Source organism: Haloferula sp., from assembly GCF_049672945.1.
In the GTDB taxonomy this organism is placed as follows: Bacteria; Verrucomicrobiota; Verrucomicrobiia; order Verrucomicrobiales; family Akkermansiaceae; genus Haloferula.
This window is the reverse complement of the sequence record NZ_JBATWY010000183.1, coordinates 25,308-47,165: the sequence shown is the minus strand read 5'-3', so window position 1 is coordinate 47,165 and position 21,858 is coordinate 25,308. Positions and strand designations below refer to the sequence as shown.

Here is a 21,858-nt window from a genome sequence, read left to right as displayed (position 1 = left end):
GGGATATCTTCTGCTTCAGGCGACTTCGCTCAGTTTGGAAGTCTTCGGTTTATCCTGAAAAAAACGTTGCCCGATTTCTTCGCAGCAACGCTCAACTTCTTCAGCTTGATAGCCAATCAGGGGACCTATTTTCCGGGCAAGCCGTGCCCCGACATCAGGATCAAGCGCCCAAGCCGTCCGGCGCAGCATCAGATCGGCAAAGCTGGTCACCGCCTCCTCTTCCAGTATTCGCTTCGCAGCTTCCACGATCTCCTCCAGGGGCAGTTCTTCAACCCGATCGCTCAGGGCAAGAATCGCTCCGGCGCCATGAGAAGGACGCTGAAGTGAGCCGCTTTTTCCGGGATAGATCGCAGCAACCGTCTGTTCTGCGACCAATCGTGCGGTCGTGTATTTGACTCCTGAAATCGTCCACAGCCCTTTGGTTCCACCGGACTTTCCGTGGTCAAGAATGGTCGGGTGATCCACCGGATCCTCGTCACCTTCTTTCCGGGCTCTCAGCATCCCACCGTAGACCCTGAGTACTTGATCGCCGCGCAACTCAAGCCCCGGAACCGCACGATTGACCTGATCGATGTAGTCCTTCACCAACTCGCCAAGACGGGCCTTACCGGATGGTTCAGCCGGCGCGTGATAGGTTCCGCCGAGCAGGTAGCCGCCCTCGTTATGCAGGAAGTAGGTTCTTGCACCCGGCTCTTTGGCGGTAACCGCCACCGCGGTTTCGGCCATGGGGGGACGATCAAAAAGGACATTGAAAGCAAGCGCTGGAGGAAACAGGTCCCGTCGACCGTCACCCATCGACTCACTCACATCAGCGCACCAGGGACCTGCGGCGTTGACCACGCGATCACAGGTAAACTTGAGTGATTCGCCTGACTTGCAATCAATCGCATCAACCGCGCAAACCGCTCCATCACGGCTCTCCAAACCTGTCGCTTCGACATAGTTCAAGAGCTCCGCGCCACCTGAAACCGCCCATCGGCAAAGCTCCATGAAGAGCCGCTGGGAATTCCTCATCTGGCCATCCGCCCAAATCGCCGACCCTTCCAGTCCGTCACGATCAACCTGCGGAAAGAGTGCCACAGTTTCATCCGGAGAAATCACTTTTCCGCCACCGAGATGGTTCGCCGGATCTACGTTGTGGTTCTTTCGGTGCGAAAGAACATCGTTCATTTTCAATGCAACCCGGAAGATCGAAGCCCGACGCATTCCAGTTCCATAGAGTGGCATCATGCATGGCAAAGGTCCGCAAAGGTCAGGGAAGTGCTGGAGAAACCAGCGGCGCTCGCCGACGGATTCGTAGAAGCGGCGTAGATCCATTTTCTGGAGGTAGCGCAATCCACCGTGGAGAATCCTCAACGAATTCCACGAAACCTTGCCACCGAAATCACCGCGCTCCAGCATCAACACCTTGATCCCACGCTGGGCCGCCTCCAGGGCCAGGCAGATTCCGTAGATACCGCCGCCTACCACCACCAGCTCGTGGTGCCGACTGGCAACGTCCTCAGGATTTCTTTTGATCACAGCAGGCATCGGTCAAAGTCAGTTGGCTTTCGTCAGGCAACAGCGGTTTCATTTTGCGCATCGGCATCATCAGACACCGCTTCCATGACCACTCGGCCCTTCATGTGGGGCATGGCCTTCTTCCCCACCAACGAAAGCAAGGTCGGTGCCACATCCACGATTCGGACGAGTTCATCCGCTGCCACACATGCCTCCAGTTCCGGATCATCCGAAACCATGAAGCCCCTCTCCGCCGGATGTCCCGGCATTTGCCCGTGGTAGGCCGCGACGTTGAAGCTCCATAGGCGACTGCGCATCGCCGGGTTGGTCAGCCCCAGATGCAGGTGAGCCAGCAAGTGATGGAAATCATGGGGAAAAAAGACATAACCACTGTCGGCAATCGCGTAGAGCTCACCCCATTCCTCATCCAATTCAAAATCGAAACGCTCGTTGAGTTCCTTCCAATCCAACACATTCAGATGCTCGGAAGCCCTCAAGGCCTGCTCGATTTTCTCCCTCGCCTCCTTGGTGCGGAACCAGAACTTCGCCACACCTTGAGCGGTAAAATGCACGAACTCGGCCGGGTCGACCCCCGTCCGCTTGAGTAGCTTCTCCAGGTTTACCGAATCAGCAACCGGCTCCTGACCGTGATCGGCGACAAGAATGAACCTTCTTCCAAGCTTCTTGCACTTGTCATGGTAGGCTTTGGCGAAATCATCCAGTTCACGACCCCGCTGCTTCATGACCTCGTCCTTGTGGACGTTGTAATGAACCGCGATGTCATAGCAATGGACCTCCAACCAATCCAGCGAAGTGGATTCCCGAGGCCATTCCCCTAACATCTTGTCCAAATCCTCGAACTGCCCGGTCACACCGTACTCGGCCTTGTCTCCCAAAGCCCCGAAGAGCGTATCAACCCCGCCGACGTTCCGGTATTGCTCCGGCTTGCTACGGGCATTGAACTTCAGCCGGTGAAATTCCAAATGCCGGCGACGCCGGTGAGGAATGCACGGCATGTCAAACTCCCGGTCGACAAAATGACGCAAGATCTGCCCGGTTGCCACCAGACGATCCGGAAGCTTTTCAAGGAGACGATCCTTGAAACACTTCGCCTTCCCCTGATCGGCAAGCTTGCAGTGCCAAATCCAATGCTGGCCCGGATTCGCTCCTGTCACCAGTGTGGGCCAGATTTCAGTGGTCGGATGGCCGTCCCACTCGACGATCGATCCGCTGCGGACCAGAGAATCAAGAAATGGCATCGTCTCAGCGTCCATGCGTCTCCGGTCGAGACCGGGGACATTGAGCACGGAAACTGGGGCCTGCGTTGGGGGGGCGGCACTCATTGCTTAGTTGTTTGAAAGCACAGTATCCTCTATTTTTGGCGAACTGTGACCCCCCTTTTCGCGGAATGTCGGATGGCCAGCCATGTAGTCGGGAACGGGCGTTCCGATCAACTGCAGCATGCTCGGTGCCCAATCGATGAGCCGGGCTTCATCCGAAACCGGCTCCACCTCATCACTCACGACCAGCGCCCAGGCATCCTCGGAAGGGGTGTTCTCGCCCGGGATGTAACCGTGGTAACCGCGGTGGAAGGGGTCGAACATCCGTTGCCGCATCTCCTTCGACTTGAGTCCGACAAAAATGTTTGCAAGGGGATGATAGTAGTCGTTCGGATGGAAAAGGTAGCCAGGATCGCGCGCAATGTAGACCTCACCCCATTCAGGAGTAAGCGTCATCCCCAACTCCTCGTTGAGTTCATCGTTGGTGAGGGTCCGCGAATTCGGGACCTTCTTCAGGGCCGCGACGATCTTCTCACGCGCCTCGTCAGTCCGGAACCAGAAGCGTGAAACCGCCACGCCATTGTAGTAACAGTAGTCTTTTCTTGAAACTCCGGTGTCCGCCACAATCTTGCGCAGATTGATGTGGTTCTCTTTCGGAGTGAGCTCCTGACCATGCTCGATCAACAGTGACAAGACCACGCCCTCCTCTTCGCATTTCTTCGCCAACTTGGCAACGCAGTCATCAATCTGACGGATCAACGGAGCCATCACTTCGGGCTTGTCGAGATACCAATGCGAAGACAGATCAAAGCAGTGCAATTCGAGAAACTGCATCTTGTGCTCGGTCGGATACTTCACCGCCGCTGCATCGAGATTCTCAAACTTTGAAACCACCTCGTGAATTGCCTCGTCACCGAATGGCTCAAACATGGTCTTGGCGCCACCGACGACGGTGTATTCGTCCGGATTCAGCGAACGCACGTAATACTTGAGCCGATGGAACTCCATCTGACGACGACGCCAATGAGGAATCGCCGGCATGTCGAATCCATGTCCCTTGAAAAAGTGAGGAACAAGCTGAAGAGCCGAGACGAAGAAGTCCGGAAGGAGGTTGAGGGGACGGGCCCACCAGGGATCCGATGGTTCGTCACGTAGTTTTGCATGCCACAGAGTGTGGCCTTCAACTCCTGGATTGGCACCACAGACCAGCGTCGGCCAGACTTCCGTCGTTGGCTGACCCGGCATCCGCTGAGATGGATAACGTTGGAAGAGTTCGTGAATAAAGGGCGCGTTCTCCGGTGTGATTCGGCGGCGGTCATATCCGACAAGATCGACGATGAGCATCCGCCGCTTGTCAGGGCTTTGAGGGGATTGGTTGTCTTTCATTTGCTTGATTGCTTGGGGATTCTACTGAGAAATTCTCTTCTTGTGGAGGGTGACGCCACACACGGGCATCGTATCAGCCCAGACTGTGCCTTAGCTGACGAAAAAAGAATCGAGTTGGGCCAACCCTGCCGCCGAACGTGGTCGGGCAGGATTCGAGTGCCCGGAGCGATCGGCGGATTGACTCAGCCGGCCTTTTTGGATCGAAATCAGCCTCCAGAACAAAACCATAACTGCCGACCATGCGCTCCTCGCCCTCGGCCTTCAGGGGGTCCGAGCCAGGTATCACCGGGAACTCAGAAAAGAGCGACGGCTTGGGCCAACCGAGAGGCCGCCCCGCATTGTCGCCGACCATCACTCCATGCTCCCTAACCGCCTGCTCAACGAGACGTCCTCTTTCTCCAAACCACTTCCCAACACCCCACGGAAGCACTGCAATTCCACCTGCCGCCTTGACGGATTCAATCGTCTCACTGAGGGGGCGGCCATCCTCAAATTCCGATGCCGTCGCGAGGGCAAGGACTTCGACTCGCTCGGCCGTCACCACCTGCCGCCCTGCAATCACAAGCAACCGTTCGTCCAGCATGATTGAATCCGGTTCCAATGTCCGGCCAACTTGAAAAGAGCATTCTCCATCCCTCCAGTCTCTAAACGCATGTGACCCGCTTCCCTCCGTCATCAATAAGGTCGGAAGACCGGAACCATTTCGGGCAAGATTCTCGATTGCAGATTCGATGAAGACATCCAATCGATGAGCCGGATGAAAATGCACGTGGCCATCGATCATCAGCCGGGTCGCACCTGTGGCCATACCCTCGGTTCCAATCTCATCCAGGCTCTTAATCATGCTACTGTCCTCGTGGCTCCATCGCCATGTCCTGCCTTCCAACTCCTTTGATTATCGCAAATATCCACGTGATCCCAACCAGCACCAGTCCGACGTAGGAAGCGACTTCCCGCAACCATCCGTGGTGAACATGGTAGTCCTCGATCACGATGCGGTCTTGATCAGTGAAGGTTCCACGCACCGATACCTTCGCATCGTGATCCAAGGGAATACCCTCAACTCTCAACGGTTCACCTTCCAAGCCCCTCACCTCACCTTCGGCATCCTCATTTGGCTGAAAGGGTATACGATCCAATTCAACGGTACGACCGGCACGCTCTTCGATATTCTCTGGATGCAGCGTGCCGACAAAATGGTTGTCCGCCGTAAGTGCTTGGCCGATCCAGAGCGTGGGAAGTAAGAGATAAGCCGCCAGAAAAACCAACGACAACACCCATCTTGAGGGTTTCCTCGTCAACTCGATGCCACTTTGAACCGCTACTCTCCAGTGAAACAGAAAGTAGGCCAATCCCGCCACCGTAAGAACGACGGTGTAGGGACTCTCGGGCCAGAAAAAGTCGAACCTGACAAGCTTCCACTCCAAGGGAACGAAGAGACTGACCCCATTGGCCCATTTGATCTGGCAGGCATCGAGAAGCAGGTGGAGAAGAGATCCGAGCGACAGAATAAGGAATGCCTCAAGCCGGCGCACCATGATCTGAGCCACAGCCGCACAGAACATCAGACTGACAAAAAGTGAGGCCTGATTGACGCAATAAAGCCTCAGCGCATAAATATCAATCGAAGGAATGAGCTTCCACGCCGCCCGCTGCAGGATCCATGGAATATCGGGAATCACACACCCCAAATAAACCAATGGCAAGGAAGCCTGCGAAACGAGCTTTCGGCTAATCAGGCCATTGACAGCAAAATGGGCAATTGTGTTTGGCATCGCATCCGATAGTAGGGGAATCTATCAGCCGCGGTCGAAGAACCAGCGGAAGATCAGCGCCCGGATGGGACACTCATCCCTGCACGATGGAGGCTCCGAACCTTGAATGGCATTCTACCCTGACTTTCATGGTAGATCCTGATAAGCAGCTCGGCAATGACCCCGATCATGAACAAAACCACCGTCGTGATGAACATCATCATCGCGAAGAGAATGAAGATGTTGTCGTTCAGATTCACCGCCGAACCATGCTCGGTCAGGTAACCAAACTTCTGAACCAAGGCCATCGCCACGGCAGCGATCGAAATAACGAATGAGACGATGCCTAGTTTGCCGAAGAAGTACAACGGCTTGGTCAGGTAGTCCTCAAGGAATTTTGCCGTGAGAAGATCGAAGAGCACTTTTATCGTACGCTTCAGACCATACTTCGTCTGACCGGCAATCCTTGGACGGTGATGAACCACGCTCTCGGTCATCCTCGCACCCCGGCGTCGGCACATGTAGGGAAGGAAACGATGCATTTCCCCGTAAAGCCTGAGATCCTCAAGAACTTCACGACGGTAGGCCTTGAGCGTGCAGCCGAAATCATGAATATCCCGGCAATAGGTCAGACGGCGGATGATCCGATTTGCAACCATTGAAGGCAATTTCCGACTCAGCCACTTATCCTTGCGATTTTTCCGCCAGCCGCAAATGACATCGTATCCCTGGTCGTCATCAAGCTTTGCGACAAGACTGGGAATGTCTGCAGGATCATTCTGAAGGTCCCCGTCCATCGGTACCATCACACTTCCTTGAGCCATACTGAAACCCGCACCCATCGCGGCGGACTGGCCGAAGTTCCGAGTAAACTCAATGACGACAAAACGTTCGTCCTCTCCAATTTCATCCTGGAGCTTCTGAGCGGTGGTATCCGTGCTCCCGTCATTGATGAAAAGCACTTCATAACGAAGTTCCTGGGCATCCATCATCGCCCGCAACTCGTCGCAAAGACGTGAAACGTTATCCTCCTCGTTCATCAAGGGGATGACGATTGAAACGTCATACTCGCGCTGTTGTGAGATCGCGGTTATATTGTCCATAGGGGACAGGTGTATTTTCCTGCGGGAAACAATTTCCTGAGGCTGGCTGCTCTGTTGTGTGTTCATTCGCTCGGTTTTGATCGGTTTTGACAAGCTTGTCTTGGTTCGTCCGTGGTAGGACATATGGTTGGGAAATTGGATGCGGCTCAAAGATCGACGCTATCAAGCCAGTCGGCATTCTTCTTGTGCCATTCGACTGTCCGCTTGAATCCCTCGAAAGGAGAAACCTTTGGGGTCCATCCGAGAATTCGGTTGGCTTTCGCGACATTCGCGGAAGTGTCCTTCATGTCGGCACGGTTTACCTCCAAATAGCTTACTTTCGGCTCAATCCCGAGTTCGGTGCCGATCGATTCGATCATCTGATTGATGCTTAGCGGAGCATTACCACCTCCAAGATTAATGATTTCGTAGCCCTTGATTCCCAAGGCTGCGACCGTGCCACTTGCGATGTCGTCAACAAAGGTGAAATCCCTGGTCTGAGTGCCATCGCCATAAAGCTGGATCGGCTCGCCACGTCGGACCCACTCAGTGAACCGGAACGGGCTCATGTCAGGTCGCCCAGCCGGGCCAAACACCGTGAAATAGCGAAGAATGGCAACATTCATCCCATAGAGATGTGCATAGGAGTGGGCCAGAGCCTCCGCTCCCAGCTTACTCGCCGCGTATGGAGAAACCGGGCGGGCGACATTGGCCGTTTCTTCGAACGGCATCGGCACATCCGCATAGAGCGACGAAGTGGATGCCATGATGAAGGTCTTGATTTCCCTCTTCCTCATCGCGTCAAGCAGATGAAGCGTTCCCATGGTATTGGTGGATACATAGACAAAAGGATCCACGATACTGGCCCTCACACCCGCCCGTGCAGCAAGATTGATGACCGCGCTGATATCGTGAGTCTCGAAAAGTGCCTCGATCGCGGCCCGGTCTTCAAGATCGATTTCGTGAAACTCAAAATCAGGATTCCCGGAAAGAATCGCCAATCTCGATCTCTTGACCCTGACATCGTAGTAATCATTGACGTTGTCGAGGCCTATGACTTTCTGTCCCTGCTCCAACAATAGCCCTGCAGTTGCCGCGCCGATGAACCCGGCACAGCCCGTGACAAGAATGGTCGATTGGTTCTTACTCATTATTTGAAATATTTTTTGAAAACTGAATTGGTAAGTCTCATCATAGTTGGCGGCTTCGCAGCGTGATCTCCAGCACTTCGTTTCGTCCATCCCTGCTCAACGCGATCCGCTTGCTGGAAACCAGACGTTCCGCCCAGATCTCCTCAGGTTCGAGATCTTGAAACCTGGACTTCACCACCCGGGCGAGAATCACCCTTGAGGTCTCCGAGGTGTATGCATCCAAATCCGCAGGACAGGTCAAAAGCTGAAGACCGCTCCAGCGGTCCATCGTTCCACCCTTGCGCGAGTGGCGGGCGAACCGCGGATCGAGATCTTTGCGCATGTAGACTGCCGGTTTAAGTCCTTCGGGTAGATAGTAAACTGACGCAGTCAGCATACTCGAAAGAATCACGCTGGTTCCCGGAGCCGCATGCTGACCGAGTTCGATCGCGGGAAGCTCTTCATCACTACGAGGATACCAATGACGGGAGAATTTCTGAAACTCCCCGGTCCGGTAAACAACATCATGACTATTGGTTGCCACGAGATGACGCAGATTAAATTCCTCCGTGATGGCCATCAAGACGATCAGCGCTGTAGCCGGAATCAAACCTCCCCGGGCGGTTTCTCCACCCTTTATGAAGCGGCCACCGAGATGATTGAGAGCCAGCGCTGGAAGAATGAAAATAAACGGAAAAACAAAGAACCAATAACGGGTAACCGATAGAGGCGTTCCGGTCACCCCGAAGGCCATTACTGCAACCGCCACCACCCAGACCGGGTTCCAGATGACTTTGTTTAGTGGCTCTTTTCTAATTCTCCATAGCTCATAAAATCCCGATAGAATAGCGATGATGGTGAAGACGGGCATCGCCTTCAACCAGGGAGAGAGGCCGGGGCGGTAGAAATCGGGAAATCCGAAAAGCGCCTTCCTCAACTCGCCTGCCCGGCTTTCGCCACCGATCCCCTCCGTCAGCGCTGGCACTTTCAGGGCAACCACTACCCATGCCACAGCGCAGATGCCTGTGATGACCAAGCTCCACCTCATCGCCGGGCGTTTAAAGACCATCAAGTGAAAATCATGCCTCCAAATTAGGAACCCAAAAGCCACAGCAGCGAGTGCGAACAGGTGAAAAATCGAGGCTATCACCATTACCGCTACTCCAATCCAAAGTGTTGCCTCACCCAGACTCCTGCGAAATCTCCATGCGATGGCTACGACCGACCCAGTCACTAGGGTTGCAAATCCTAACAGGCTCACCAGAGGGTCAACCCCCGGGATTTGCACGAATCCGCTGAGCCTTTCGAGCTTACCTCCACTTGCGGGCACCCAGTCAGCCGGCAGTGGATCCACCACGCCGCTATTCCACCAGATGCGACAGAAGACAAGCCATGCGAAAGCAAGTCCCCCGGTCACGACCGCCGCAAAGGCGAGCCGCCCTCGGGTTTTGCCCTGCGCTCTTTTACCATCCGACGATGGGATCCATGGAGCAACCAAGAGAAACGGCATCAATAACACTCCAAGATCATGTAGTGAAATCGCAGCCAATGCCATTAGATGAGGCACATAGCGCCACGCTGTTTTGCCCTTGTTGAAGGCCAAGTAGTAACTATAAAAGAAGGCTAAAGTGAAAAACTGGAGAGCGGTGTACATCCGCGCAAACCGACTGAATTCAATCTGCCATGATGAGAGCGCAAACATCACTGAAACAGCCAGTGCCAGCCAAAGCGGAAGAAACTGTCGTGAGAAGAAATAAAAGAGAGGTATAAGAAGGATTCCAAAGAGGGCCGGTAGCATCCGCTGGTTCCTCTCATTCTCACCAAACATTTTGCAAACCACTGCTGTACCATACTGCATCGAGAGGGCACGTGGATAATGCCCTCCACCATAGAAGGCCGGCTCCCCATATTCGAGGACCTTTTGTACTGCAGAGGCAGAATAGTACTCGTCACGAGAAAGGGGTCGATCTCCCAACCCATCAAGGCGCGTGAACCAGAGCACAGTAAGTCCTGCGATTGCTGCAAATAGCAATACAACTCTGGAAGACCCACGCCTATCACCTATGCTCTTCTTATTCACCATCGTTCTGACAGGCCGATTCCGGGTGTTCCGTATTAGAGTCTTGTTGAATCCACGCAGTAGCCTTCAGCTTTCATTCCAAAGGCTTCATCATAGACCGCCGAGGTTCGCCTAGCTACTTCCTTCCAGTCCCACCGGCTCGCAATCTTACCGTTGCACCTTCCAAACTCCTCCATCCGGCCCCTCGCCTCCATCGCCTTGCGCATCGCTTCTGCCAGTTCGAACGTACTGCCAGCCGGATAGGAGAATCCACCCCGTTCATCAATGAACTCCGTAAAAGTATCAAAATCAGGAACAATGCAGGCACGCTCGAAAGACATCGCCAACACAAGTGCACCCGAGGTAAGAGAACGCTGATAGGGAAGCACCACAACGTCAGATGCAGCAAAGTAGCCACCAAGATCTTCATCAGGAATGAATCCCGACATCAACACTAACCCCGGCAATTCCTTTTCCAAATCCCTCAACTCACTCTCAAACTCTTTATCCTGGATATTACCTGCGATTATCAAGCGGCAATCGAGATTTGCCAATCGGTAGGCATCAATAAGATCAGAGACTCCCTTGTGGGGCCTCACCGCGCCTAGAAAAAGGAAGACGAATTCCTCGTTTCCAAGCCCCAACTTCACCCGCGAATCACCCTTCTCGGGAAGATCTCCATAAACCCCGCGGTAATTTCCGTGGTAGATAAGTTCAATCTTGCGTTGATCCTTGATTCCACAGGCTTCCGTAATTTCTTCACGGGCAGCATTCGAGTGGACAATGATTCGATCTGCAATTGACGCCACCTTGGAGGACAACAGGTGATCCAGCATCGGAAACTCGGACTCGTGGGGAATTCGATTGTGCGCCGTCCACACGATTGCGACCCCTCGTTCCTTCAGCCTCTTAATGGCTCGGAGTTGCTTCCATGCAAAGACCCAAGAGCCTGGCCGCTTCTTCATTACCGGCAACCAATGCAGATGAAGCACCTCAATCGATCGACCAGTCTCATGCTCGCGCTCCACCTCCGAGGCGGAGTTCCTGAAATCGACTTGTACCGCCTCCCTCTTGAGCGCCCCTTGCAGGAGTCTCTGATAAGGGTTATTCGCGAAGTAGGGCGCGAAAGCAACCCGCCGCAGCACCCCGGACGTCGGCGGCCCGACGCTCTCGGATGCGGCTTCAAGGGGGTTGATCACGGGCGCCATGGGTCGGAAAGGAGCGGAGTCACTTGCTTGAGTGAAACATTACAAGTGAGTTCCTCTTGGAGAAAATATTTGAAATGAGTCTGAGGAATCCCATCAGGTTGTGTTTCAGCGTACGGAGTTTACGGCCGCTCAACTCATTGATGTCGATCTGAAAGCCACACCGATTCTCGATCAATCCTCTTGCGAGGACGGTGGCCGAGGCAAGAGATAGTGAATCCAGGGCCTCAAAAGAAGGCAGAGGCTCAACCAGACTCGGCTCATACTCGAAATAGCGGATCCCCTTGTGGCAGATTCCCGAGACCAGACTCAGATCCTCCTTGTCGACTTCGTTCTTCTTCCAGCTGTAGATCCTTGAGGCATCAATTGGTTGTGAAACATCCTCCTTCCATGACTCTCCTGGTGTGAATACGGTATCTGAAGATTCGTAGAACGATTCCATACAGGGATCGAAATTCTCACCGATAAATTCACAAATCTCCTCAAGCACAACCTTGCAATTGGTCGCCAGATCCTCATAGCGGACGGTCATCGAGAGGGGATCATTCTCGAAAAAGTCCTTCGAAGAACGAAACCAACGATCCCACAGTAGACTGCCGGCGACAATGTCATCAGGCATCCAGGGAAGCTTGCGCATCGAAAACACCGCATCCCGCGGATCTCTGGTTATCCTGATGATCCGAGACTTGGGGAAGCGGCTCCTGATTCGATCCAAATGACAAATATGATTAGGCGTCTTCTCGACAATCCGCACGGCACCGGTCCGCGTCATGAGATTTGAATAGAGGGCCGACAAGACCTCAGGCATGCTAGGCTTACGCACAGACAACTCATCCCGGAAACTTGATGCGGTATGCCCATAAAGCTCCAATACACCTTGTCCGGAAAGGGTAATTCCGCCAACAGTCTCAGCAATACTACTGACCCAATCATCAGAAGTTAAAGCCTGCTGAATCGTGCCCTGGGATATTTTTGAGAACAAGTGACTCTCGGGACCACAGGCCATCCCCGGATGGGCGGCAAGCATCTTTGCCAGCAAGGTGGTTCCCGACCTGGGCCAACCAACGATAAACACGGGACTTTCAGAAAATGACATCACGGATTCCTCTTGAGGTGATTTTTCTTTTTGGGGAGTACGTCGGCTTGTTACGTGACTTCCAACTTTTATTATCTCCTCACCAGTGCCTCAAAATTGGCAGTGGTGACAAGATCGAGATAGGCCTTGTTATCATAATGGTGGTCATTGGGGTCCGCGTTCATCAAAGTCTCCCTGACAAGCCCGTCTGGTGACAGCGATTGGGAATCCAAATTAATATTACCGTATCCTTCCTCGCGACAAATCTGCTCCATTACGGAATTGAACCTGACGGTAAGACGGGTCCTTTCAAGCTGCGTGGCCCGAACTTCTTTCCGCTCATTGGCTACGTCTCCCCAATCCTGATCATCCCGAATAGTGGGCAGAGGAGCACTAATACAGATCACTGAACGTTTATAGCTAATCCTCGAAAGCAGGTTTCTGTAGTTCTCGACAGCTTTCTGAAACGCTTCCTCAACGGTAGTCCCGCCGCGCTCGGCACGATACCAGATCACAAAGCCGGTATCCACCTCGCCAAGAAGAGTCAAACAGATGTCGCCACCATGTCGATCAAGCCCGTCCTCGAACATCTTCAGCGCCTGTGTCTTCGAGTTGGGATTACTGAGTCCTGAGATCGTCGCACCACCAACACTAACCACAATAAAATAATGATTTGGAAAGCGTTCCCCCGCCTGAGTGAAGACTTCGGCGTGCGAGTCCCCGAGCACCAGAACCTGCGTCTTTCCCCCTGCGTTGAGCGAGCCACGGACTCTGCTCACAAAATTTCGAACTCTCTTCAGGTGATTACTCATTCTTAAGTCTTCTCTTATTAAATTTTAGTTCCCGAATTAAAGATGCCGGGAGCGCTACCCTTCTAGGAAACTTCCCGTAAGTTTTAACTTTATCAAGTCGACACCTTTTTCCGTCGACGGGCGACGTCAAACAGCTTGAACCCATCCACAATCGATTTCCTTATCGAGCCGACACCCGAGTAGGCCAGGACGAAAACCAATGCCAGTAGCGATCCAGATATGGCAACTCCCGGAAGATGCCCCAGATGCGTGACCAAATACGATTTCAACCCCAATACCAATGTTGCCGCCGAAAGCGTCAGAATAACCACCGGCGCGATACTTGCGTAAAGATCACGTTGCCGGAAGACTTTGGTCCTGGACATGAAATAGATGAGTGTTGGCGCCCGGAGAAGAAGACCACTGACACCATAAAGGCAGGCAACACCGACAGCTCCCCAGGGCAATCCTGCAACTATTGCGATTACTGCCCATGCTGAATTGATGGCACCACATTTCAGGAGCAGATCCGTCCTGCCCTGAGCCGTAAATACGTTTGCCGTCTGATTCAAAATCATCTGGGTAAGTAAGACGACAGAAAGCCACCTGAAGATGGGAACCGCCTCAACCCATTGGTCTCCGAGAAGAATCATTACTACTTCCTCAGAAAACACCATTAGGAAGGCCGCCACAGGGCCGCAACCAATCGCAACCATCCTGAACATCTTCAAGGCACTGGCCCGGAATTGCTCGGGTTCGGATTTTAGTCGGCTTAGAGTTGGCGCGACAACCGCACCAATCGGTGCGTTGATCTGTCTGACCGGCACTAGCAACAATCCATAGGCCTTCGAATAGATTCCAAGTGCCGCAGAACCCCACCACCAGCCAATAAGCAGGTTGTCAGTGTTCCTCGCAAGGTAGTTGATGAAGTTGAATCCCGTGACATTTGCGCCGAAGCGGAGCATTGAGGCGACATCTGCGCCTTTTCGGGGTGCACCCGGCATCCAACCCGAATAGAACCAGACAACAACACAGTTCGTAAACGAGCTCACCAGCATCTGTGCTACGAGCGCCCAGTATCCCCATCCATTAAGTCCGAGAATTACCGCCACCACTGCTCCCATCGCCATCGATAGAATTTCGGCAATCGCGAGGTTCTTGAAACGCATCTGGCGGCGCAAGAGAGCCTGGTGCTGGGCGAGGCATCCGCTAAACAGAAACGATATGCTTATGATCGCCGCGATATTTGTCAGCCTTGGCTCTCCATAGAACCACGCAATAGCCGGCGAAAGCGATAGAACGATCAGGCCCAGCACAACCGACAACGCCACATTGATCCAGAAGAGCGTCGAAACTTGCTCATGGCTCAACTCCTGGACCTGTACGGTCGCCATGGTGAGCCCTGCATCCTTGAACATACTGACAAATCCGGTCACCACGATTACCATCGCCATCAGGCCATAATCCTCGGGTGAGAGAATTCGAGCCAGCACGGCGGTTGCGCCCATCTGGAGAACCAGCTTCACAACCTGCGCTGAAGCGGTCACACCGAAGCCGCGCACTGCCCGGCCCTTCAGATCCTTGCGAAGATGTCCTATATCGAATGGATTGCCCATACTTGTGGATTCTTGTCTGGAGAAACCCAACCAGGTTTCAATGAAGAAGCCCGGTCGTTCATGTTCCCGGAGATTGCGCAATCTCTCTGGATCACCGGCCAGGAATCAAACCGCAGACGCCAAGTAGTCTCTCTAATCGTTTTTGCTCCTGGCCCAAGGAACTTCGCGACCCATCCATTCTGACAGGGCCTTGTTGCTTGACGCATAGCTATTCACGAGCTGCTTCCGTATATCCTGGTCCATCTCGGACTTCCCGGAATAGGTTCGAAGCGGCCGGGTAAGTTCCGCAATCTTGCGGGCCGGAACCTCAAGAAGCCGATTCCCGCTGACTCTCTTCATTGCGCCTCTTGCAACTGCACTCAGGCCTGGCCAGCGGGGATACTCCGCCTTGTTCCTTTGTGGCGCCCGCTCCTCGAGCATCTCTGGAACTACTTCGAGCGCGAGGTGCCCACAGACACCCTCGATCATCTTCTTTCTCGAAACCTTGACGTCTTCAAGGAATACGACATGAATGGCATCCTTGCCAAAGACCTCTTCGTAACGCCTCAAACTCTCAATATAGTGACCTCTGGTTGCATAGGAGAAATGGGCCCTGATGTCGGCATCCTTACTGTCCATCCGTTCACGCTCTGCTTCCATCGCCTCACGAAAACTCAGGGATTCCCTTCCACGACGAATGTTGTGCCAGTAGTGCGACCAGGCCCTCTCGACAGGATCCCGCAGGATGACTACAAGTTTTGCATTTGGGATGGTCGCCGCGATCCTACTGCAAGCATCATCATGGAAGAGGTAATCTGGAGTCGCTTCACCGCAAATCATACCTTCACAGGATCCACTGAATTTCTGAGAGTACCAATCGATACCTCTATCCCACTTCCCATCGCGACCATCAAAAAAATGAAGCTCCTTCTCTTCCGAGAAATAGACACCAGGATGATGACGGAGCATTTCCCAAAGCGTCGTGCTCCCACAACGCATTTCTCCAATAATTAGAAAATCCGGAAGCCGGGCCGCCGGCTTTTCAACCACATTATTCTTCTCCATCACAATTGTCATTTATCGTTGATTGTTACGTTTAAATACTGATCTGTTAGCGGTCGGCTGCCTTCCAACCGGCAATATCGCCCATCTCGAGGAAGGACTTTTCGAGCACTGGTGAAACGAGACGTGCTCCCGAAAGGCTCAAATGCTGATTGTCGGAGTATAGGCAGGCATCGTTTGCGTAGAGCCGATAGCCGTTCTCAGTCCTCAATGCTTCCTCCGGAGAGATTACGAAAACACCTTCCATCTTCCCGATCTCATCCAGAATCTCATTACACTCTCGATTTCGCCGGAGGTAAAACTCTTCTGACACGACTTCCATGGATGGATCACCCCCCTTGTGCTTGATGAAGGCCAGACCAGCTGGGACCCGGAAGGCTGCTTCGGGAACGTCGCGAACAAGAACAACCAACTTGCCAGCCGCCTTGAGCCGCGTGACTGTCAACCGTAGCTTCTCTTCAACGAATTGCCCCTGATCGGCGCCAGTGAGTTGCTCGTCGGATAGTGGCGTGAGCTTTGGTGGAGACGCAGGCTTAAGGTCCCTGTCCACCGCACCATTCAAGTAGACAGTCCACCTTGCCGCCAGATAGACGACTCTGATGCCCTTATCTCCAATTACTTCTTCAAAACTGTCACTGAACCATTCCTCCCTCTTCGGTTTGGTCGAAAGGGCCTCAAGGATCGGCGGGTGGAGACCAATCACAAAAGATCTGAAAGACTCACCATAACGATTGGCAATCCGTTGAAATTCGGAAACATACATTCCCGCATGGCTATCACCCATCAGAGCAAATCTGGAGACCCTTGATCCTTCCTCCTTGATCATGTCCGGCACTACTTCGCTGGCAAGTGCATCAATTACTTCCTGATCGAAGTCAGTGCCGAACTTCGCGATTCTCGCCACTTCCGGAGAAAACCTTCCCGGGATCCCCTGTGAATGGAGAATCACTACCCCCGCGGAGCAAAAAAACATGATCCCGGCAAGCGATAGCTTGAAGGTCGACGAGCGACGAAGAAATCCCTTCGCGCGGAAAGGTCGTTCCACGAAACGCCATGTAAGCCAGGAAAGACCGAAAGTAAGAATCAGGATCAGCAGATGGTCACCCAAATGGATGGGACGAACCACATAATAGCGGTAGAAAACGATGAGCGGCCAATGCCAAAGATAGAGTGAATACGACAGCTTCCCGATCAAGACCACCGCGGGAAGACTGAGCAACGTTCCCATCAGGGTTTGCCCTCCCCCTTTGCCGGCCTCGATCAGCAATGCCGCTCCCACCGCCGGAAGAAGTGCTGAAATTCCGGGAAATCTGACGGCCTCGTCGAAGACGAAAACACTGTAGCAGATCATCCCCATTCCGACTGTGGCGATCAAACCGTTCGAGGGCCTGAATGAAAATCTCGGAAATGCTCGAATTGCCAGTAACGACCCGATCAAGAGTTCCCAGGCTCTGAGAGGGGACCAATAGAAGGAAATGTCAGCGTGATGATAAGAGGTGTACACACTGCCGGCAAACGACAGCAATGCACCAATGATCAGAAAAGGAACGAGAAACCTTCTCGAAAGTGCACATAGCCCGAGAAGAAATAGTGGGAAAAACAGATAAAATTGCTCCTCAACTCCCAACGACCAGGTATGGAGAAGCGGTTTAGTTTCCGAATTTGGATTAAAGTATCCGGATTCCGACCAGAAAAAGAAATTCGACGAAAACAGATTTGAAGTAATAAGACTCTTCCCGTAGCGAATGAAGTTAATTGGAAAATACCAGCAACTCGCGAATACTAGCGTAACGAATAAGACCACAAAGAATACCGGCAGAATCCGCCTAGCCCTCTTGTCGTAAAAACTAAGAATGATTTCACCCGCTTTCTTTTGCTGATCGACTTCCCTTACGAGAATCCCCGTGATGAGGTAACCTGATATTACGAAGAAGACATCAACTCCAACAAATCCCCCTGAAAATGCACTGAATCCGAGATGGTAGAATATGACTGGAAGCACCGCTACAGCACGAAGACCATCGATGTCCGGACGATATTTGATACCACTCATATATTCCTGCTCCCTTGTCTCCAATTCCAGGAATTAAGGGTGATGCAAGACGGGGAAAATTCGAAATTTTTATCCTCCCCAACCGACGGCTCGGCATCTTCCGTCATGACCGATTGACTGACATACCGCTGATCACGGACCCGATTCAATTCACGGACCAACTCATGTGTCAAAATTCTCCTTTCGAAGCGGCCAACCATCTCCCAGTTTCGTCCGCTTACGGAATCACCATTCAGCCACTTGGCATATTCAACCTTGATTGCCTTCAGGATTCCCTCCACATCGTTCGGAGCGCAGGTATGGCAATTACCAACTGCCTCAAGCATGTCCCGGCAATCACCTTTGGGAACAGCTCCAAGGACGGGACGTCCAGTTGCCATGTATTCATACGTCTTCCCAGGAACAATTGTCGCCTTCGCTCCGGAATCAATTCCATGCATCGGTAGGAATAGAAGGCTCGCCTCACGAACCTTCGCGAGACTGTCGTAATGCGAGAGATAGCCAAAAAAGTTCACCATCCCGCTCACTTTAGAACCTTCTGCAATCTTAAGATCACCCTCGGAAGGAGTGCCCACAAGATCGAGTCTTACCTTGTCCCTTATTCCCGGATCCTCCTGGATCCAGGTCTCCAAGGCCTTGAGGAGATAGTAGTGTGAACGACCGAGTAGTTCGACACCCGGTTGGGTGCGTCCGAGCAGATCATAAACCAATTTCAGGCGTTTCTGTCGAAGGCCCGCCATCGTATGAAGTGCTCCGGAGTGGACGATCCTAAACAGGTTGGAGCCCTCTCCTGAAACAGGAAGCTCGAAATCCTCCGCATCATAGCCATTCGTAATATGAATGACCCGGGGCTCCAACGTGGGGAAAGCGGACCGAACCCTCACCGCCGCCTCTGGAGTATTCATGATGACGGAAGATGCTGAAGCAAGGCTTTGACGCATCCTTCTGAGCCTGATTGCCCGGTGCCATCTACTGGGATAAACCTGCCATTCATCGAGCACCCACGGATCCCGCAAATCGGCGATCCAAGGTATATCGAATTCCTGGGAGAGCTGCGAAGCAACCTCAGCGGTTTCAAAAGGGGACATGGTTGCCACAATAATCTCTGGCCTGAGCTCCTCACATGTCCGGCGACCTGCCTCAATCGCGCTCAGCTTCCACCGGTGTCCGAACTCGGACCGGTGCCCCAGATTCTCCATGATTCTGCTGAGGCGCTGGGATCTCATTGGCCGCTCATAGATATTCACCCTGCTGACTTTCGTTCTTGCGTCGATCTCGCGGCACATGGCCCTATCAGCTGGAGCCCACCGGTCTTCCCCTCCCAAGCTACCTGATACCACCGAGACGTCGAAACCATGCTCCGGAAGATACTTGGCGAACTTAAGAGTTCTTTGCGAACCTGCACCACCCAATGGCGGAAAGTAGTAGGCAAGGAATAGAACCCTGACTCGGCCTTCCGACCCTGCTGTTCTCGAATGCCCGCTCACTTCGATGGCCCCTTTCGGCTGAACAACTTCACGCTCCGTTCGCCCGCGAGTAGCCGCACAATCCGGACATTCGGGTCCATGATCTTCCGGGTAACCGCCACTGGAGTAAGGTTTTCCTCGTAATAGGAAAGCGCGTTTCGGGACAATTGCGCGAGGTCGGACTCGCCCATGTTTAGACATCGATCAATAGCCTCACCCAATTCCATCTGATTCTTGAACGTGATCGCGTTTTCGCCGTCAACCAACGGTGGAGAGAGCAACTCGGCATAGGATTCTTGAATCACCGGAATCGATCCCACTGAAAGCGCCTCAATCAGGTTGTGGCAAAGCGGCATGAAGACGCCGGGTGCGCAAAGAAAGAAACGATATCCGGCGAGCACTTCCCTGAATTGCTTGAACCCAATCTTGGCGATTCTGGAATCTACAAGGGCAACCTTTCCGTTTGGCACCTCCCTCAACCCATCAAGACCATCAACCATGACGGCATCCTCTCTGGCAGACAGGAGATTCCAAAGGACAACCCGGTCTAAAATGTCGAAGTTGCCGTCGGAGCCAAGCTTGGAATACACCGCAGGATCAGGATTCCCCACGAACAGAATGGAAATCCGAACCGGCTGATCGGTAGGAGCCGGTGAAATCCAGCAACCAGAGTGATACATCACCGGATGTTGCGCCATTGGCACATCATAGACGGATCCGTTGTCATCCGGTTTGTTGAAGTCAAACGGTTGCAGGCGCTTCTCGCCCGTCCGGTCACCAAGGTCCCAGCCCCTGCCATTGAGATACCCAAGTTCGAGTAGCCCCTCCTTGATCAGCAGATCACCATACTGAGAGCGCTCTATCGAACTGATCGTCGCCGGCCTGGCCCGCATCACGATTCGACAGCCTTCCAAGGACAGGAACTTGAGAAACGTGTAGAGGTATCGTGAAAAAATATTCTCATACAGATCAATCCGAAACTCACGTCCAGAGACATCTCGTGAACCGGATATTCGGGTTGCGTAGGAGAGCGTGGCGGGAATCCCCCGCACGTCCTTCAACACCCTGGTTATTGCTTCCGTCATCGCTGACCTAAATTTGTTTGTGCAGAGACATTACTCGGGAAGACCACTCGATCTACCCCTGTATCCTGCTCTGTTTCGTTCTCCGCCACCTCCTCATCAACACGGATGAGTGTCACTGATGCTGTCACGGCAAGCGTCATCCAGAAGAAGGTCTGCGACTGGTCAAAATAGGCGATCGAGATCGCCGAAACCGCGTGTGAGAACAAGGCTGCTCCAAAACACCAGACCATGAACTTGTTCTCCAGCGAATGTCCGCTCTCTTCATCGTTGGCGAAGTCAACCACTCCTTTGATCGCCTTGAACATCATCGCAATAACGAGCATCATGCAGATAAAGCCACCCATGACTCCCATCGCCACATAGTAGTTCGTGATATCCATGTGCCGTCCATCTCCAACGACACTTCCAATTCCTCCTGGAATCCAGTGCCTGGTATGATCGGTTCCGAAAATCGCCCACTCCGAAAAGTTTTCGATCGCCACATCAATGACCCGGCATCGATAGTGGGCGGTGCTGCTCCCCGTAAAATCCAACCGTGTGACGACCACATGATAGGCCGGACGATTGGAAAGGAGCTCAATCACAAAGTAGCCAATAACGCTAAGCCAGGCCATACGGCCGGCAAGATGACGATACCTCCAGGCTGCGACCATTCCGGCACCGACGCCGAAGCTCACCACGGGGCCGCTGGATCTGCTCGCAATGACAATGGTGATACATGCAATGATTCCGACGATGGCGGGAACCCGGTGCTTTTGCCAGATTCCAATCATCAGGGGAAAACAGGTAGCCCCGACAGTACCTGCGAGAATTGGGTGACGAAAGGGGCCGCGGGCGCGAATCTCGCCATCCCGAATAAACACGGCTCCCTCACCTCCAAAGATCCCGAAGAGATTCCTGCCGGCAATCTTCTCATATGCCATCTCCAGGGCAATCGGAGCCAACACGAAAGCAATGGAAGCGACCACCGACATGATCGATGGGAGATCACTAGACCAGATACGAGAGAACCAGTAGATAAGAACGATGTTCATCACCACACCGATCGTGAAGACCGGACCGGACCCCGGCAGGAACTCATGAAACAAACTCGCAAAAACCAGCCAGCCGGCCCAAATCTTGATCAGCTTGTCAATCGGTGATGGGTCGCCATCCATCTTTTCGCCCTTCATCAACACCCTGGCAAGACCGACCAGTAGAAGCATTCTATACGCATGAAGTGACAGCGGACCCAGTTCTATCCCCTGTCCCATCGTGATATAACAGCATCCGGCAAGGAGAGGAAGTGGTGCAAACCTCCTTGGAACCATCAGCAACGCGATAGCGATGATCGTG

At 53.2% G+C, this 21,858-nt stretch carries 17 protein-coding genes; all 17 read right to left on the bottom strand.

Annotation, left to right across the window (positions count from 1 at the left end):
* Positions 1-15: 15 nt before the first annotated feature.
* Entirely contained in the window at positions 16-1,530 is a 1,515-nt protein-coding gene (locus WBG04_RS16800) for an FAD-dependent oxidoreductase (RefSeq protein ID WP_424315788.1), read from the bottom strand.
* A 23-nt stretch (positions 1,531-1,553) separates the two neighbouring features.
* Positions 1,554-2,843: an alkaline phosphatase family protein gene (locus tag WBG04_RS16795; RefSeq protein WP_424315786.1), complete on the bottom strand. Its 1,290-nt coding sequence runs from the start codon at positions 2,841-2,843 to the stop codon at positions 1,554-1,556.
* A 3-nt stretch (positions 2,844-2,846) separates the two neighbouring features.
* On the bottom strand, positions 2,847-4,166 hold the full coding sequence (locus WBG04_RS16790) for an alkaline phosphatase family protein (RefSeq protein ID WP_424315784.1): 1,320 nt from the start codon (positions 4,164-4,166) through the stop codon (positions 2,847-2,849).
* A 73-nt stretch (positions 4,167-4,239) separates the two neighbouring features.
* A complete protein-coding gene (locus WBG04_RS16785) occupies positions 4,240-4,749 on the bottom strand; it encodes a hypothetical protein (RefSeq protein WP_424315783.1) in 510 nt (169 codons plus the stop codon).
* A 262-nt stretch (positions 4,750-5,011) separates the two neighbouring features.
* Positions 5,012-5,848, bottom strand: coding sequence for a hypothetical protein (locus WBG04_RS16780; RefSeq protein ID WP_424315780.1), 837 nt, complete (start codon positions 5,846-5,848; stop codon positions 5,012-5,014).
* 146 nt (positions 5,849-5,994) lie between these two features.
* Positions 5,995-7,023 carry a glycosyltransferase family 2 protein gene (locus WBG04_RS16775; protein WP_424315778.1) on the bottom strand — a complete coding sequence of 343 codons (1,029 nt, stop codon included), beginning with the start codon at positions 7,021-7,023 and terminating at the stop codon, positions 5,995-5,997.
* A gap of 146 nt (positions 7,024-7,169) precedes the next feature.
* Positions 7,170-8,153 carry an SDR family NAD(P)-dependent oxidoreductase gene (locus WBG04_RS16770; protein WP_424315776.1) on the bottom strand — a complete coding sequence of 328 codons (984 nt, stop codon included), beginning with the start codon at positions 8,151-8,153 and terminating at the stop codon, positions 7,170-7,172.
* 40 nt (positions 8,154-8,193) lie between these two features.
* Positions 8,194-10,215, bottom strand: a complete 2,022-nt coding sequence (locus WBG04_RS16765) for an ArnT family glycosyltransferase (RefSeq protein ID WP_424315774.1) — start codon at positions 10,213-10,215, stop codon at positions 8,194-8,196.
* Positions 10,216-10,247: 32 nt separating this feature from the next.
* Entirely contained in the window at positions 10,248-11,156 is a 909-nt protein-coding gene (locus WBG04_RS16760; RefSeq protein WP_424315823.1) for a glycosyltransferase family 4 protein, read from the bottom strand.
* Between the two features lie 262 nt (positions 11,157-11,418).
* Positions 11,419-12,492 (bottom strand): sulfotransferase family protein, encoded by a 1,074-nt coding sequence (locus WBG04_RS16755; protein WP_424315773.1) that lies wholly within the window; start codon positions 12,490-12,492, stop codon positions 11,419-11,421.
* Positions 12,493-12,563: 71 nt separating this feature from the next.
* The gene (locus WBG04_RS16750; RefSeq protein WP_424315771.1) at positions 12,564-13,283 is read right to left on the bottom strand and encodes an SGNH/GDSL hydrolase family protein; all 720 of its coding nucleotides are present in this window, start codon (positions 13,281-13,283) and stop codon (positions 12,564-12,566) included.
* Positions 13,284-13,375: 92 nt separating this feature from the next.
* Positions 13,376-14,959 (bottom strand): lipopolysaccharide biosynthesis protein, encoded by a 1,584-nt coding sequence (locus tag WBG04_RS16745; RefSeq protein WP_424315769.1) that lies wholly within the window; start codon positions 14,957-14,959, stop codon positions 13,376-13,378.
* 51 nt (positions 14,960-15,010) lie between these two features.
* Complete coding sequence (locus tag WBG04_RS16740) at positions 15,011-15,922, bottom strand: sulfotransferase family protein (RefSeq protein ID WP_424315767.1); 912 nt, start codon at positions 15,920-15,922, stop codon at positions 15,011-15,013.
* A gap of 46 nt (positions 15,923-15,968) precedes the next feature.
* Entirely contained in the window at positions 15,969-17,996 is a 2,028-nt protein-coding gene (locus WBG04_RS16735) for an acyltransferase family protein (RefSeq protein ID WP_424315765.1), read from the bottom strand.
* On the bottom strand, positions 17,969-19,459 hold the full coding sequence (locus tag WBG04_RS16730; protein WP_424315763.1) for a glycosyltransferase: 1,491 nt from the start codon (positions 19,457-19,459) through the stop codon (positions 17,969-17,971). The genes WBG04_RS16735 and WBG04_RS16730 overlap by 28 nt, the downstream gene beginning before the upstream one ends.
* Complete coding sequence (locus WBG04_RS16725; RefSeq protein WP_424315761.1) at positions 19,456-20,523, bottom strand: hypothetical protein; 1,068 nt, start codon at positions 20,521-20,523, stop codon at positions 19,456-19,458. The genes WBG04_RS16730 and WBG04_RS16725 overlap by 4 nt, the downstream gene beginning before the upstream one ends.
* Complete coding sequence (locus WBG04_RS16720; protein WP_424315759.1) at positions 20,520-21,728, bottom strand: hypothetical protein; 1,209 nt, start codon at positions 21,726-21,728, stop codon at positions 20,520-20,522. The genes WBG04_RS16725 and WBG04_RS16720 overlap by 4 nt, the downstream gene beginning before the upstream one ends.
* Positions 21,729-21,858 lie beyond the last annotated feature (130 nt).

Excerpts from the sequence above, each read along its gene's own strand:
- WBG04_RS16800 (WP_424315788.1), bottom strand. The coding sequence starts at position 1,530 with ATGCCTGCTGTGATCAAAAGAAATCCTGAGGACGTTGCCAGTCGGCAC.
- WBG04_RS16795 (WP_424315786.1), bottom strand. The coding sequence starts at position 2,843 with ATGAGTGCCGCCCCCCCAACGCAGGCCCCAGTTTCCGTGCTCAATGTC.
- WBG04_RS16790 (WP_424315784.1), bottom strand. The coding sequence starts at position 4,166 with ATGAAAGACAACCAATCCCCTCAAAGCCCTGACAAGCGGCGGATGCTC.
- WBG04_RS16785 (WP_424315783.1), bottom strand. The coding sequence starts at position 4,749 with ATGCTGGACGAACGGTTGCTTGTGATTGCAGGGCGGCAGGTGGTGACG.
- WBG04_RS16775 (WP_424315778.1), bottom strand. The coding sequence starts at position 7,023 with ATGGACAATATAACCGCGATCTCACAACAGCGCGAGTATGACGTTTCA.
- WBG04_RS16770 (WP_424315776.1), bottom strand. The coding sequence starts at position 8,153 with ATGAGTAAGAACCAATCGACCATTCTTGTCACGGGCTGTGCCGGGTTC.
- WBG04_RS16765 (WP_424315774.1), bottom strand. The coding sequence starts at position 10,215 with ATGGTGAATAAGAAGAGCATAGGTGATAGGCGTGGGTCTTCCAGAGTT.
- WBG04_RS16760 (WP_424315823.1), bottom strand. The coding sequence starts at position 11,156 with ATGAAGAAGCGGCCAGGCTCTTGGGTCTTTGCATGGAAGCAACTCCGA.
- WBG04_RS16755 (WP_424315773.1), bottom strand. The coding sequence starts at position 12,492 with ATGTCATTTTCTGAAAGTCCCGTGTTTATCGTTGGTTGGCCCAGGTCG.
- WBG04_RS16750 (WP_424315771.1), bottom strand. The coding sequence starts at position 13,283 with ATGAGTAATCACCTGAAGAGAGTTCGAAATTTTGTGAGCAGAGTCCGT.
- WBG04_RS16740 (WP_424315767.1), bottom strand. The coding sequence starts at position 15,922 with ATGGAGAAGAATAATGTGGTTGAAAAGCCGGCGGCCCGGCTTCCGGAT.
- WBG04_RS16725 (WP_424315761.1), bottom strand. The coding sequence starts at position 20,523 with ATGACGGAAGCAATAACCAGGGTGTTGAAGGACGTGCGGGGGATTCCC.
- WBG04_RS16720 (WP_424315759.1), bottom strand. The coding sequence starts at position 21,728 with ATGCTTCTACTGGTCGGTCTTGCCAGGGTGTTGATGAAGGGCGAAAAG.